Here is a 15,502-nt window from a genome sequence, read left to right as displayed (position 1 = left end):
AGTAAGTGCCGCTACTCAGCCAGGTTGAATTTCACCTGCACCCCACCCGAAGTTCTGGAAGTGTAGTAATTGGTCGACACGAGCGGATCGTTGAAGGTACGTTCGAAGTATAGATTGAAATTCAGCCGTTTGCTCACGATATAGCTGATTTGCGGACGTAGCTGGAAGTTCACGTTACCCGCTGTAATAATTTGTTCATAATCAATCTTCCGCTGAATGGTTCGGGTATCACGGAACGTAAGCGCGCAGGCGAACGTCAGATCATTTTTAAGGCGCTTATAAGCCCCGTTAATGCGGAACGGTATCCGAACATTCTGCCGCGTGAAACCGAGCGAAGCCGTCAGATCCTTAGTGCTGAGTTCAGCTACCTGCGAGTTCGACAGATTCAGTGCTACGTCGCGGCTCTGGCTGTATTCCAGACGGCCGGTGATGCCTTTCGACTGACTGGTAGCGGGTTGTCCACCGGTTGCCGGTGCGCCACTGGCACCTTTTGTCTGAAATTGAACACTCAGCATGGGTGCAAATTTTTCCGACATCGTAATCGTACTCATCGCAAACACTGGCACAAACTGCCCTTGCTGGTTAATTGAAGCCGCCATTGGGTAGCCCTGCACCGCCAGATTTACGTAAGCCGCCGTATAATCCAGATTTGAGATAAAGTTTCCCACGCTGTACGTCGATGAGTAACTATGATTCACCGTGAACGACGTAAACCGCTTCCGAATAAACTCCAGTCCCGACAACCCATTATACGTCACTTGCCAGTTGGGCAGCGGGAAATTATAGAACGGCGACAATTGCGCTTTCTCGATAGGCTGGCCGCTATAGGCGGCAAAAAACGCCGGAATCAATACGTCCTGGGATGTTTTCGTGTATTTACCGCTCTTTTCAGGGTTGGCCGCTGTCAGTTTATTGATGAAATACTCCCTATAACTTTCAAACTTGTCGAAGATGGGCGACGTATTATCGGGGCGTAGACCAATAAACGCCGTTCGGAACGACCAGAACGACATACTAAATTGCCCGTTTCGCACTGGCGAGAACGTTTCAAATGGTCCCCCCTGCGAACCGGGTCGGAAGTATTCCTGATACGCATCCGTACGATCTAAGCGCCAGTTGATGACCATTCGGAAGTCTTTGAATGGTTCCAGCGTAGTATTGGCCGAAAACTTCTTGGTGATGTTCTGCTGAAAAGCAGTGTTCTGCACCGTACTAGGCGATAGCCACCCTTTTTGAGCCGCTCGCGTAACTATGTTTCCATCCTGACTACCCAGCACAAAACCCAGACCGGGCGCATTGTTTTCATCGACGCCAAAGAAGCGGGGTGTAGGCAGAAAACCGGGCAAAATCGTCGATTCCTGCAACGTATACGAGAAATTGATTCCTCGAACGGTTAGCAACGCACGTGTGAAATTTTTCAGCACTTTGCTTTCGCCCCGCTCAATCTCCTCGATGTCGCCGGGGTTCCGGGCAAAATTCTTCCGAACCGGCGCGGGCGTATTGGCAAAACGCAGGTAACGTATCTTGTTGTACAGGCGAATCAGGTCGACCCGTCCTGTAATGCCCCGCTCGCGGTTGTTACGTATAACATTACCGAAAGGCACACCCAACGTATCGGAAACGCCAAACGAGTTCGCCTGGAACTGATACCCAACGGCATAAATGGCATCAGCAGACATCCAGTCGAGCAGTGGAATTTTGTCCAATGGAATCCGATACGTAGCACGAATGTCCTGAACGAAATTTTTCAGTCGGCCAAGTCGTTTGACGCTGTTTAGAATCGAATCGCGTTTGGCCTGCGTATTGATGTCGCCCGCCGGTTCGTCGATGATGGCGTTGGCCTGTGCGTGATACGTTAGCACCAGGTTACGCGTCAGGTTAAATGTCAGGTCGTAATAGCGGTTGAAGAGGAAGTACTTCTCAAACTGCGGCACAATACCGTTCGTGGTCAAATCCGACGAACGAAGCTGTGTTTTAATGAAGCTGCGGTCCATATCGGCCCGAATCGATACCAGCGAGGGCAGCAGCGTCAGGTTAAAATCTTTCAGCCAGCGCAGATACGGAGCTTCGAACGATTGTACATTCCGGAATGGCTCGAACGCTTTTGGCTGACCACTGAATGTGTACGAAATGCCACCGCGATACTGCTCCTGAAGGTATTCCTGCGTCAGAATATTTGTCCGTTTAGTATCATTGAAAGCGTAGGTAAACGCAAAATTCTCAATGTCCCAGAAATGCGATTTGGCATTCTGATTAGTTTTCACTTTCCGAACGTTGGAGAAATTATAACCGCGACGCGTCGTATTATCCTGCACCAGTTGGCGATAGCTATCTCGCTCAGCTTCTGAGTTTTTGGTCGAAAGCGATGTTTCCAGCGGCATGTCCGGGTCCAGCGGATCGAAGTGCGGATCTACGTTGCGATGATCGTAGTTGATATAAAGCGGAATACGTAGCCCCCAACTTGCAGGCAGAAACTTATCGACCGAAATAGCCGACGAAATACCAAACTCAGACGTCGTTTCAAGCGCGCGTTCACCGATACGTGTCTGCACCCCACCAAATCCGAACGTAGTGATACGTCCCGATGCGGTTAACGTACCGAGGTCAGCTAGTTTCATGTTCACGGCACCAATAGCCGCCGTTCCTGCGTGCTGATCATAGCCGTTGGCCCGAAGTTCATCGACCCAGACAGTGAACGTTTTCGGTCGTTCGCCATCACCTGTTATTCTGGGATTACGTACCCCAATCATAACCGATTGCACCGAACTCAAATCCGGGTTACCTACCACCGTTAACACGTAATGACCGCTGGCTGAAGTTGCTGAAAACGGCAGCGAAGTTCGCCGAGTGAGGGCGCGGTTGCGGTCGGCTTTGAGATTAATCAATTCCTCCAGTGCGATATCCAGCTCATTGGCAGCAGGCCAGACAACATTATCGGGCTGATTACCAGGGGGCGTCGCTTGAAGACCGGGAATTTCAATTTCGTAATAGTTATCGGTGTAGTCCGTACCCAACCGAACAAAAGCCGACACTTGCCCACTCTCGTTATCGGGATTGTGCATGTGGATAAACATCTTAAGCCGCTCCCGGAACAACAGATTGAAATTCGTGTTTCGGAATGCACCCCGCGAATCACCATCGCGCAGGTTCGTTACGCTCAGGCGCATCGACTGCTCATTCAGTTCAACGGTGTTTACTGCTGTGAAATCACGGTCGCGCTCGTAACCCGGAGGCACGGTGTAGGGATATTTATCACCACCCTGCGCGGTCGTCTGCGTACTGCTGTTCTCTTCAATGTTTACCGTCGAAACCGTAAAATTAGCGTCGTAGGGTTCAGGCACTTCCTGCAAACCACGCTGGGTAAGGTCGCCAGTGTATTTGCGGTACTGATTGGCTTCCATCTGCAGCTGAGCGAAACGTAGCACAACCGGCTCAGCAAAATCAGTCAGATACATCCGCATGAATCGAATGGATTTGAACCCGTTGATGCTCCCCACTTTACGTAACGGTTCCCGCACCGGAATCCGAAACTGATACCAGTTCACCACGCCACCGGGTGCACCCGGTGTAGGCACCGACACTTTATCGACAATGTAGCGCTGCCCTACTTCCAGACGGCCCTTCCGCAGATCGATTTCATACTCATAATACGCTTCATTGTCGTTTACCGTATTGTCGATGTTCAGGTCTTCGATATCGGGAAGAATGGTTGAAGCCGGTGTTAGAAGCTGGTTTCCACCCGTGCTTTCGGGCGAGTTGTTTTCCATGCCCATGAACCGCTTATACCGTGCTACAATGTATTTCTGCGCGTCGGCCTCGTCGCCCAGATAAAACTTAAAATCATCGCCCGACGGGTCACCCTGAATCTCGGCCAGGGCGTTGGCGTCCGAAACACGCGTCCCAACAGCCGTCAGGTAATTTTTGAAATGGGTAATTTCATTCTCATTTCTCAAACCATCCAGACCAATATCCTGCTGGTCGCGACCACCACTCGGAAATGCATTGGTTACAAACTGCTGCAGTGGTGCCCGTCCCCAGGGTGTTGTTTCGGTGCCTCGCTGGCGTGCTGTAGTAGCGGTATCACCATTAATTGGAAAGCCGTTTTCAAACTCGTATCGGCCATCCTTCATTACGTCCTCTGAAATATCACCGAGGTTAAAAATCAGCTTCCCTCCCGATGTATTATTAATATTTTTACTATCGTCATTACTACCCCGAACTCTACCAGCTTCTCCATCTACAAACGGGTCCATCAGCCAGAACGTAACGTTTTCTACGTTGGCGTTATCGAAATCGATATCTGAAGCAATTGCCCGCGTAACAGCCCCAAAATTCTGCCTCGGATTGGGTAACAAACCTGCTGCTGTCAGGTTTGTGTTGTAATTGTAAATACCCCGTTCGCTCGGAAAATACGCTACGTCCAGAATACTTTCGGGAAGCTGAACTGGCCGAGCTGAACGGCCTGGAAATAGATCAGTTGGCAAAAAATAACGTTCGTAAACGTGCCTGTTTGCATCTTCGGGATCGACGTTGGAATTCACCGCCAGCGACCCCTGTGAATAAATACTGGGATCGACTGAATAAACCGAAATTCGGGCGCGGTTATAGGCATATGGGAGCGGATCGGCAAATGAACCCTGCGGGAACTGCTGGGGCGTAGCACCCAGTCGCCAGCGGGTAGGCTGTCGCGTTAAGTCAAAGATGGTCCGGGCCGCTTCAAAATCATCCAGATAGCTTTCATTCTTGGCACGTTGGTTCGTTCCCGGAAACAACTGTGCTACCTCGCCCGTAACCTGAATGGTCGATAATTCTTTAGTCTGCACAATCGGTAACGCATCCAGCAAACGCGTCAGGCCAGGTGAATCCTTGCGGTAGTTAGCACTCAACCCCAGAATGGTGTTATTGACCGGCTCATTACCAAGGGCTACCCGGGTCAGATAACCAGCGGGCGTTTCTTTCATGTGCATGGCGGTAAGCCCCACACTGAAATCTTTATTAAACGCATAGTCGAGTCGCGTACCGATAAGCGTTCGGATCTGATTCTGAAACAAATCCGGCTGTTCGTAACTGATACGTATCTCACGGCCGGAGTTGGTCACGCTTTCGTTGATGATACGTAGTCGGCCAACCTGTGCTTCCAGTATATAGTCTTGCCCCGCCGTGAGCGGTACGCCCCCAGCCGTTACCTGCACCGACTGCTCATTAACACCGTAAGGCAACTGAACCTCAGCTCCATTGCCCGACTGAAAAGAGCCTTTCAGGAAGAACTTATTTTTATCGGCAATCTGTTGCGCATCAGCCAACGTAGTGCGGTAGAGTTGGTTAAATACGTACTTGGCCTTCAGGTCGGTTTCATCAGCTCCAAACTGACGGTCGAGATACGAACCAAAAGGCTCCAGCACCGGGAAGATAATTTTCCCGTAACGACTATCAATCGTTATGTTTTCAACAAAGTCGAAGTTGCCGTCGGGCTGCGCGTCCAACTGCTGGTTCAGACGGTCCATCCCAAACAACTGCACAAGCGGTCGGTTCTGAGTAAGACGTCCCTCCTGTAAGTTTGGGTTGTCGATACCGGTCAGGTCGTCTTTGTAAATGATACGTAGTTGAAATCCCTGCCGGGTCACCTGCGCCGTGTTGAGCGAGTAGATGTTTTTCATCATCAGGTTCCACATGGGTAACTGAAGATTGTTACGTAGCGTGGCTGATTTCAACAGCTTAAGTATCAGCACCTGATCATCCGGACGAGCCTGATAATCTTCGGTCAATTCTCCAACTTTATAGCGTCGGCCCTGATACGTGTATTCATAGGCCACAGCCAGAATTTCGTCGTTACGTAGCGGTGTAACCAGCGAAATATACCCCAGTTCGGGTTGAAGTTTGTACTCACGTTCGGTCAGACGTTTGGCACCACGTAGCAGGTCATAGTCGGTTCCTTTCGCCAGATTATACGTTCCGGTCAACGCTTCGTTGGTGCGGTCAACTGATCGAAAAGCATCCGCTGAATTGGCTGTCAGTTTGCCGAAAAGACCGTTTGCTACGTTATCAGTCGGTGTTCGGTTGGTACGTGTAAACGGATTCAGGTTGGGGTTCGTCTGGTTATAGGGAGCGCCTTCGCCCAAATCCTGAAAACCCACTACGTTCCGCAGTGATTCGGTCGTATTCGTCCTGTTCGTTACGTAAACTTCGATACGTGTAATATTGACGCCCGATGTTACCTGAGGCAGCGTTTTCAGCGACGCTTCGTAGTTAGACCGGAAAAACTGCGACAGGAAGAAGTGCCGGTTTTCGTCGTATTGATCAGCCCGAATCTCGAAACCACGGTTTGACGTACCACCACGCAGCACGATCTCCTGTTTCCGTGAACGCTGCTGCGAGGCCACCAACGTAGCGTTGAGTTTACCAAAACGTAGCTGCGTTTTTATCCCAAACAGATTCTGTACACCCGGAATCAACTGGCTGTTAACGGCCCAGCTAATGTTTCCCAACTCGAGTCCCTGCAAAATACTTTCGTTCTGGGGTGTAAACCCAGGCAGTTGGCCATTGGCACCGGGTAAGTTAGGTGCATTAGGCAGGCTCGGTACGTTCGGCAGGTTTGGTAAGCCCTGTCCAGAACCGAACGCGGGCAGTCCTCCGCCCGGTTTATAATTCAGTTTAAGCGCGTTTTCGAAGTTAAAACTGGCTTTCGTATCGAAATTGGCCAAAACGCCCAGCCGTTCGCCAATCTTCCCGTTGAAGTTGATGCTGATCTGTTCGTTGAAAATGAAGTTCCCGTTTCGACGCTGCTGCACCGGAATATCGGGCCGGTCATTGAACTGATACAGATACCCAAAATCGAGCGTAACGAATCCGTTTGGTTTGAAATCGACCTGACTGCCACCAAAAATCCGGTCGATAATCGGCGGCAGTTCGAGTTTTGGAATCAAGCCTCGCCCCGTCAGTGCACTTTGCCCGTCGCGCCGGGCACTATTTTCACGTAGCAAGCTCTGCTCAACGTTCTGATTCTGAAGCTGATTGAACGTAGAGAACGGAATAGTTTCGGCCGGTCGGTATGGCAATCCGAACTGCGACGGTGGTAATATTGGACTAGTACTAGGCGTAGCCGTACCCGACGTAGCAGGTGTGGACGTATCAGTACGTCCCACAGCTGTATTGGATAGAGGTGCCCCTGACAGCGATACCCCCGTTCGAACGCGCTCCGATACGCCTACGCCCCCATCGGGAGAAAGCCGGAAGTCGGTTGAAACGCCTTTGGGGTCGCGAAGAATAAACGGCGATTTTGAAGGCCGTTCAGAGAAACGGGTCGCTCGACGGTCGGGCCAGTTGATAGTCGCTCTTCGGTTGGCATTACGTAGCGCCCGAATGCTATCGGTGCGGTCCTGAACCGCTTTTTTAGCCGAGTCCGCCTGGGCAAGCGCTCGACGTCGTGCCTGGGCGCGGGCCGAATCGGCAGCCGCCTGTTGTCGTCGGGCTGCAGCTCCACGCGGGGCGGGTGTTGGTCTATCCTGACCAAAACTAAGGCTGGCTCCCAACAGCAACCAGCATCCCACTGCCAACCAACCGTTCGGCACGATCAGGTACCGGCAGATAAAGGCAAAACGAGAGTTGATTACAGTATTGTGAACAAAGTAAGGGTTCACCATTGAGAGGGTACTTTCGGGTTCAGTGTTAGTAGCGTGTGGGTCGTCCTTCTATCAAACGGCAAGTATATGGCCTATCGTCTAATGATACCTTAAATTTTTAATCAAACCTTAAGGCCGATTTCCCAAACGGTGACAAAAGTAAGCATTAAGCTAACTTCATACATATAGGTAAGTCGACATTCTTTGCTTTTCGACTATCCTCGCTATGTGTCCCACCAAGGTGTCTGCAATTACCAAGCCAATTTCCCCATCGAGGTGTTTCCCGATCAGAATAAATCAGCCACGTATAGCTATAAAAATTACTAGTCCGCCGATAAGGCACCGACGACTATAGTATATCTGAAGAAGTTTAGAAAGGTAAGTCTCTGGCTTTTTTAGCGCACAGACTGGAGAAGAGAGTAGAGAGCTACCATACCAAAACCAACCATAAGCATGATATGTAAAAAAAACATGCGGAAATCATGAATTGTAAAAGCCAAAGCCAGCCCCCCCAGAAAATACAAGGCTAGGAGTGCTTCTGCGATCGCTAGCCCGCCGGGACGACGATTTATGTATTTGTTGGACGACCAGCTATCGCCGGGAGCGTTTACGTTAAATTTTGGAGTTCTGACAAATGGCGTTTTACGACCTATATACCCTTCAATGACGGCAATAGTGTTATGCAGCGACAACCCCATCATCAGTGACGAATACATCGGAAAGTACCAGATAAACCGGACTTTATGGTCTGATTTCAGGAACCAGAGTGGAACTCCATAAAACACGATCAGAATCAAGAGGTTCACCTGAAAAAGATTAATAATCCAGAAAGCCCATTCCCATTCGGGGTGGCGGCTGCGGATATATAGAAGCGGCACACTCATAACCCCCAGCAGAAGCAACAGAATGAACGTAGCACTGCTGAAAAGGTGAAAAAAGGCGTGGATTTTTCCTGAGAATGACACGCCCGGCGTTCGAAGTACCTGACTGAATAACTTGCGGGCACACTCGGCAGCGCCCTTCATCCAGCGGTATTGCTGCGACTTAAGGGCGTTCATGGCTACGGGCAACTCGGCAGGCGAACCAATATCTTCACGGTAAACGAACTTCCAGCCCCGCAGTTGCGCCCGATAGCTTAGGTCCAGATCTTCTGTCAGTGTATCACTTTGCCATCCACCCGCGTCTATGATAGCTGATTTCCGCCAAACCCCGCCAGTACCATTGAAGTTAGCCAATAGTCCAGCGGCATACCGCCCGCTTTGTTCGATCGTGAAATGTGCGTTTAAGCCAAACGCCTGTAATTGAGTGATTAGCGAATAATCTTCGTTGAGGTGCTCCCAGCGCGTTTGCACTATTCCTACGTCCGAGTCAGCAAAGTGGGGTACGGTCTTTAGTAGGAAATCTACATCGGGCACAAAATCGGCGTCGAAAATAGCCAATAGCTCTCCTTTCGCAAACGGAAGTCCATACGCCAATGCTCCGGCTTTGAAACCGGTTCGCTCTGGTCGCCGGACGTGCTCGATGGCGATACCCTGCTGCTTGTAATGGGCTACTTTCCGGGCAATCAGGTCGGTGGTTTCATCGGTCGAATCGTCCAGTACCTGAATATCCAGCTTGTCCTGTGGGTAACGCAGTTGAACCACAGCGTCGATAAGTCGTTCAATCACATACAACTCATTATATACGGGTAACTGAACCGTGACTGTAGGCTGATAGTCGGTTGGAAGCGTTTTCGTTATTTTATTAATTACCGATTTTGTGCCCTTAGAGCGCAGGTACTTGATAATCAAGCTTAACTGACCACAGTTGTACAAAAACAACAGCGTCAATGCTGTTGCATAAATCACTAGAATTACGATTTCCATAAAGATGAGCAGGCATGTCAGTTTCCACGTTCTATCGGAACATCTCTTGCCAACCAGGTAAACGGGGTGATTAAGCAAATGGTTGAAAAAGGTTTAACTTAGTTAGCTACGGCACCCTACTCGCATACTCACAAGAGTCTATCACAACTATTCTCTCAAAATAGGCTATACTTGGGTATGGAAATTTCATTTATCGGTGCGGGTAATCTAGCCTGGCATCTGGCTCCTGCCCTCGAAAATGCAGGCCATCACATCAACGAAATATACAGTCGTCAGCTAACGCATTCGCGGCAGCTGGTTAGCAACTTGTATGATGCACATACCCTCGAAGAATTAAATTTTGCCGATAGTCCTTCACAACTCTTTATACTGGCGGTTCCCGACGACGCTCTGGAAGAAGTCTGTAGCCGACTGGTTCTGCCCGAAAATGCCATGCTCGTCCATACGTCGGGGGGGCGGTCGCTGGTGTCACTTGAGCAGTGGATGGCTATTTACAGCGACGTACCGGTTCAAACGGGCGTGTTTTATGCCCTGCAGACATTCACGCGGGGGCAAGCGCCTATGCCTTTCGAGGACGTACCGCTTTGCTTGGAAGCCAGCGATCCGGCTACTGAAGAAGCGCTCGTTACATTAGGGCAGTCGGTCAGTGACATTGTTTATTTGATTACGTCCGAAGAACGTCGGGCACTGCACGTAGCAGCGGTGCTGTCCTGCAATTTCACGAACCATCTGCTCGCCCTCGCCTATGACCTGACCGCTCGCGAAGGATTGGAATTCGATTTACTACGTCCGCTTATTACCGAAACATTTCGCAAAGGCTTAGCCGCCGACAGCCCCGCCGATGTACAGACAGGCCCCGCCCGTCGTGGCGACCAGACAACCCTTGAAACACATCTGGATTATCTAAAAAATATGCCCGGAATTTCGGAGATTTATCAGGTAATGACTAGCAGTATTCAACAGTATTATAGCCCGCTCCCATGAAGTTTCTTGTCTTCTCTTTAACAACGTATTGCTTCTATTGGCCAGCGTTCGGGCAATGGCAGCTTCAGACGGTGGCCACGGATGCTAATTTCCGGGCCGTCAGTATCGCCGGTGCAAACATTGCCTGGGTTGGCGGTACCAAAGGCACTTTTCTACGTACTACCGACGGCGGAAAAACCTGGTTAACCGGGAACGTACCAGACGCCCAAAACTGCGATTTCCGCGATGTGCAGGCTATTGACGAACAGACCGCATACCTCATGAGTGCCGGCCCAGCCGAACAGGGACAGGCGAGAATTTATAAAACTACAAACGGAGGCCAGACCTGGGCATTACTTTACGAAACTAAAAAGAAAGGCGTTTTCTTCGACGGAATCGCTTTCTGGGATAAACAACGTGGTCTTATCTTCAGCGATCCAATTGGTGGCCGCTGGTTCATGCTGACTACGGATGATGGCGGACAAACCTGGCAGCAGGTTCCGGAAACATCCTTACCCATTATGGAACCCAACGAAGCGGCTTTTGCGGCCAGTGGTACGTCGCTGGTCGTACAGGGGAAACGTAACGCCTGGATTGCGTCGGGTGGCGGCACGAATGCACGCGTATTTCGCTCGATTGACCAAGGTCGAACGTGGGGTGCCACCATCGCTCCCCTACCGTCCGGGGAGGCAACGGGGCTATTCGGAATGCAGTTTTTCAACGAAAAAGTGGGTATGGTTGTCGGCGGCAATTACAAACAGGAGCAATTGCCCGGACCAAATGCCGCCATCACACGCGATGGGGGGCAAACCTGGCAGCGGGTTACTCCTACCGACCCTCCCGGATTAAAAGAAGCCATCGCCCTGCTTCCCAATGATAGACTATTAGCAGTTGGTCCATCTGGCACAACCCTTTCCGCCGACCAGGGGCAAACCTGGCAACGTCTTGACAACGAAGGTTTTCATTCCGTAGCCTGCGCCAAAGGAACCTGTTACGCCGTCGGCGCCAAAGGGAGAGTCGCTATACAGCGGTTTAAGTAAATGTATGATGTATAAAAGATGAAGTCTGTTAGCAACAAGTATCACGGAGCTAACAGACTTCATCTTTTATACATCATACAATGTTGTTCCACTCTGCCCTATGCGTTTTTATTTTCGAATTATTTACGGCCCTCCGCTGAAAACGTAGTACCTTTGCGCCCAGTTTGTTATCATTTTCATAAAAAAACAACAACCGATTATGTCTGCCACGCTTGACACCGTGAGTTTGCTAGCAGATCGCATCAACGCGCTGGAAGAATCGTCCACGCTGGCGATGACCAAGAAAGCCCGTGAACTAGCCGCACAAGGCCACAAAGTGATTAGCCTGAGTGTCGGAGAGCCCGATTTTAAAACCCCGAAACACATTTGCGAAGCCGCCAAGCAAGCCATCGATGATGGTTTCCACGGCTATTCTCCTGTGGCTGGTTATCCTGACCTTCGGAAAGCGATCGCGGATAAATTCAAGCGTGATAATAATATCGATTGGAAACCTGAAAACATTGTCGTATCGACTGGTGCCAAGCATTCGTTAGCCAATGTGATTCAGGTACTTATTAACCCTGGCGATGAGGTAATTATCTTCTCACCTTATTGGGTTAGCTACTCGGAAATGGTGAAGTTGGCTGAGGGCAAAGCCGTTGTGCTCGACGGTGCGTTCGACAATAATTTCAAAGTAACTCCTGAACAGTTCGAAGCCGCTATCACTGAACGTACCAAAATCGTGATGTACGCATCGCCCAACAACCCAACCGGTTCTATTTATTCGGAAGCCGAGTTGCGCGCGATTGCCGACGTAGTGGCCAAGCACGAAAACATTTACGTACTGGCCGACGAAATTTATGAATACATCAACTTCACGCCCGAAGGCCATTTCAGCATCGGTTCCATTCCAGCCATTGCCGATCGTGTTATCACGGTAAACGGTGTTGCCAAAGGGTTTGCAATGACGGGCTGGCGTATTGGCTACATAGGAGCGGCCAAGTGGATTGCGGAAGGTGTTGAAAAGCTTCAGGGCCAGATCACATCAGGCACCAACTCGATTGCTCAAAAAGCGACAGTTGCCGCTTTAAATGGCCCACTGGAGCCTTCGATGGAAATGACCAAAGCATATCATCGTCGTCGCGATTTGGTGGTGAAACTGCTGAAGGACGTACCACATTTCCGGACCAACGTACCGGAAGGTGCTTTCTACGCGTTCCCCGATATCAGCTATTATTATGGCAAATCGGATGGCACGACGACCATCGAAAATTCAGATGACTTTGCGGAATGGCTGCTTAATTCAGCCCACGTAGCAACTGTAGCAGGTTCAGGATTTGGCGCGCCCGATTGTCTACGCATCTCGACTGCCGCTTCCGATGAAGCCCTTACCGAAGCTGTACTACGTATCAAAAACGCCGTTGCTACGTTAAAATAAGGAGTAAAAAAGGCCGATAGTCGTAAGTCAACAGTCTATAGCAGGTTCTCCTGACAACTGTTGACTTACGACTATCGACTTTTTATCTCTTCCCAAACGGCACCACTATTTTCAGACTGGCATTACGTCCCATGTTGAAAACGCCGGTACGTCCTGTCGCTTCGTTGACGCCAAAATATTTGAGTCGGTTCTGATGGCTCTGGTAGGCAACGTCAAATAAATTTTGCACGGTCAGGTAAATGGACACCATCGTTCGTCCTTTGCCATTGATGATGTCGCTGCCCGCCCCTATGTTGACAAGTGTATAGCCCGGAGTTTCGGTTTCAGTGCCGTAGGCAAGCAGCGCTTCGTTCTGTCGCCAGTTATTTTCCATTTCCAGCAAAACATACATGTTTCGCCAATGATTACCCGCTTCTGATTTCGTGAACTTCAACTGACTGATTATCCGAGGGGGCGGCAAAAAAGGCAGGTATTTCGCTGAATCGTTTTTTGCTGATAAATTCCGCGAACGTACCAGCGAATAACTCGTGTTGAAGTGAAACCAGCGGGCCGAACGCGGATTAACGGTAACCTGCGCTTCGCCCCCAAACAAAACGGCATTCCCCTGCGCGTAGCGATACGTTAGAATTGGGCGAGCTGGATCAACAATCGAATCGCGGCCAAAACGGTCGAGCATTTTTTCGGAATACGTATAATTGTTGATTCGATTCTGGAATAAACTGGCCGTTACCGTTACGTCTGGCGATTCGTAATTGATGCCCAAGTCAGCCTGAAACGACGTTTCTGACTGCAAACTCGTGCTCCCGATTTCATATCGGAACGTACCGGCGTGTTCGCCATTAGCCGATAATTCCGACGTAGCAGGGGCCCGGAATCCCCGCCCCAGATTGGCTTTTACGATCCAGCGTTTTGATAATGAATACGTAGCACCAAAGCTCGCTGTCGGGTTCGAATACGTTTTATCCAGACCACCAAAGCGCGTTTGTCCGCCTGTAACCGGATTTTCACTAAATACGCCATCGGCACTGGCATATAGCTTATTGATACGCATATTTCGGACATCCATCCGAATGCCACCGTTCAGAGTCAATCGGTCCGTTTTCTTCTGCGCGAACAGAAACAAGCCATTATCGAGCGACCGATAGCCGGGATACAATACGTCCAGTCCGAGGTTTTGATTGTATTGCGAAAGGCCGTTGCCACCTATCGTAACATCCCAGCCATTACCTGCGCTGAGATAGTATTTAAGGTCATAAAATACGTTTTGCAGGTAGAAGTAAAGCGCCGGTTGACCAGGCGTCAACGTACTGGCAAATTCCTGCCGACGGTTCTGGCTGTAGCTAACAATAGCAGATAGGTTTCCCCGGCTCCCCAGCTTTACAAACGAATTCCAGGAAAACTTCAGGTGGTTCAGGTTCTGATAGTTAGCTAGGTCAATGGTGCGCCCATGTAACGTAGCGTCGGAAACGGGAGCTAACGCTTCAGAATCGCGCGATACGCGAACCAGCTCCTGAAAACGCCCAGTCCGGTCGCGCTCACCGGTTACGATGTTGATGTCCTGATGCCAATTCGATACATAAAATTGTGAATATCCCCATGAACGGGTGATGCCGATGGTTCCGTTGAGGTCAAATTCACGATAGGCCGAGCCGTAAACTCGTCCATCATACTGATTCTGATAATTGCCCGCACTCTTGGAGCTAATCCGTACTCGAGTAAATAAACCATTCCGGCCTGTTCCTTCTGCCATAACCGACCCACCAATCATACCGTTGTTAGTCTGATAATTGGTCAATACCTGCCCACGAAACACACCAACTTCGGGCGGGCGGGCCGAAATCAGGCTCATAACGCCACCCAGTCCATCAGAGCCATATAGCAAACTGCCCGACCCTTTAATAATCTCGTAACGGTCGATGCTGTATTCGTCAATTTGCAGGGCGTGTTCTTCTCCCCACTGATTGTCTTCCTGCCGAACACCGTCGTGAACCGTAATTACCCGGTTGAAGCCCAGCCCACGAATAACCGGCTTCGACAGACCTACGCCCGTCGTTATCTGCGACATACCGGGAAGTTTACCAACTGCATCGACCAGATTGGTAGAGCTGTTCTGAAGCCACTGAATTTTATTATACGTCATTATAGGCACCGGGCTGTCTTTCACAGTCGAGCCAGTCGTCAGGCCAGTCACCACAACTTCCTGAAGTTGAGTAGCATCGGGCTCAAGAGCAAAGTCGACTGTAGTGGTTCCGGTAAGGAGCCGAACAGTACGTAGCTGGTTTTTGAAGCCCAGAAAGCGAATATCCACCTTGTGCGACCCGGCCGGCAAATCGGCTAATTGATACTGTCCGAGTGTATCTGTACTGGTGCCTTTTTGCAGACCAGGAAAATAAATCGTTGCCCCAATGATAGGTTGCTGGTTGGTTTTATCGGTAATCTTACCAGTCAGTGTAGCTTGTGCTGATACCAGATAAGGCACCAGCATGAAAATGAGGAGTAGTCGAAGCATGAAGCGGGAAGTAGCGTTTGAGAAAAATCGATACGTTAGTTATGTCTAAAATGCCATACCAATCCACGCCCAAAACAGAGCGTCGAGGT

At 50.1% G+C, this 15,502-nt stretch carries 6 protein-coding genes; 3 read left to right on the top strand and 3 right to left on the bottom strand.

Translation table 11 applies throughout. The features are described 5' to 3' along the window. Positions 1 to 11: 11 nt before the first annotated feature. Both sov and IC229_RS09835 read right to left on the bottom strand, forming a co-directional pair. Positions 12 to 7,640 carry a T9SS outer membrane translocon Sov/SprA gene (gene sov, locus IC229_RS09840; RefSeq protein ID WP_190886791.1) on the bottom strand — a complete coding sequence of 2,543 codons (7,629 nt, stop codon included), beginning with the start codon at positions 7,638 to 7,640 and terminating at the stop codon, positions 12 to 14. A gap of 374 nt (positions 7,641 to 8,014) precedes the next feature. After that, the gene (locus IC229_RS09835) at positions 8,015 to 9,484 is read right to left on the bottom strand and encodes a cellulose synthase family protein (protein WP_190886790.1); all 1,470 of its coding nucleotides are present in this window, start codon (positions 9,482 to 9,484) and stop codon (positions 8,015 to 8,017) included. Positions 9,485 to 9,661: 177 nt separating this feature from the next. On the opposite strand from IC229_RS09835, the gene IC229_RS09830 reads away from it, so the two are divergent. From IC229_RS09830 to IC229_RS09820, 3 genes are all read left to right on the top strand, one after another. Next, positions 9,662 to 10,468: a Rossmann-like and DUF2520 domain-containing protein gene (locus IC229_RS09830; RefSeq protein WP_190886789.1), complete on the top strand. Its 807-nt coding sequence runs from the start codon at positions 9,662 to 9,664 to the stop codon at positions 10,466 to 10,468. Beyond that, positions 10,465 to 11,487 carry a WD40/YVTN/BNR-like repeat-containing protein gene (locus tag IC229_RS09825; protein WP_190886788.1) on the top strand — a complete coding sequence of 341 codons (1,023 nt, stop codon included), beginning with the start codon at positions 10,465 to 10,467 and terminating at the stop codon, positions 11,485 to 11,487. Before IC229_RS09830 ends, IC229_RS09825 begins: the two co-directional genes overlap by 4 nt. A 199-nt stretch (positions 11,488 to 11,686) precedes the next feature. Next, complete coding sequence (locus IC229_RS09820; protein WP_190886787.1) at positions 11,687 to 12,904, top strand: pyridoxal phosphate-dependent aminotransferase; 1,218 nt, start codon at positions 11,687 to 11,689, stop codon at positions 12,902 to 12,904. Between the two features lie 82 nt (positions 12,905 to 12,986). Here the strand turns inward: IC229_RS09820 and IC229_RS09815 are convergent, their stop codons facing one another. Next, on the bottom strand, positions 12,987 to 15,413 hold the full coding sequence (locus tag IC229_RS09815) for a TonB-dependent receptor (RefSeq protein WP_190886786.1): 2,427 nt from the start codon (positions 15,411 to 15,413) through the stop codon (positions 12,987 to 12,989). Between the last annotated feature and the right edge of the window lie 89 nt (positions 15,414 to 15,502).

The sequence above is a fragment of the Spirosoma profusum genome (assembly GCF_014699005.1).
Classification (GTDB): Bacteria; Bacteroidota; Bacteroidia; order Cytophagales; family Spirosomataceae; genus Spirosoma; species Spirosoma profusum.
Note: the sequence above shows the minus strand (reverse complement) of the source record. Positions and strands in the feature narration are given on the sequence as shown.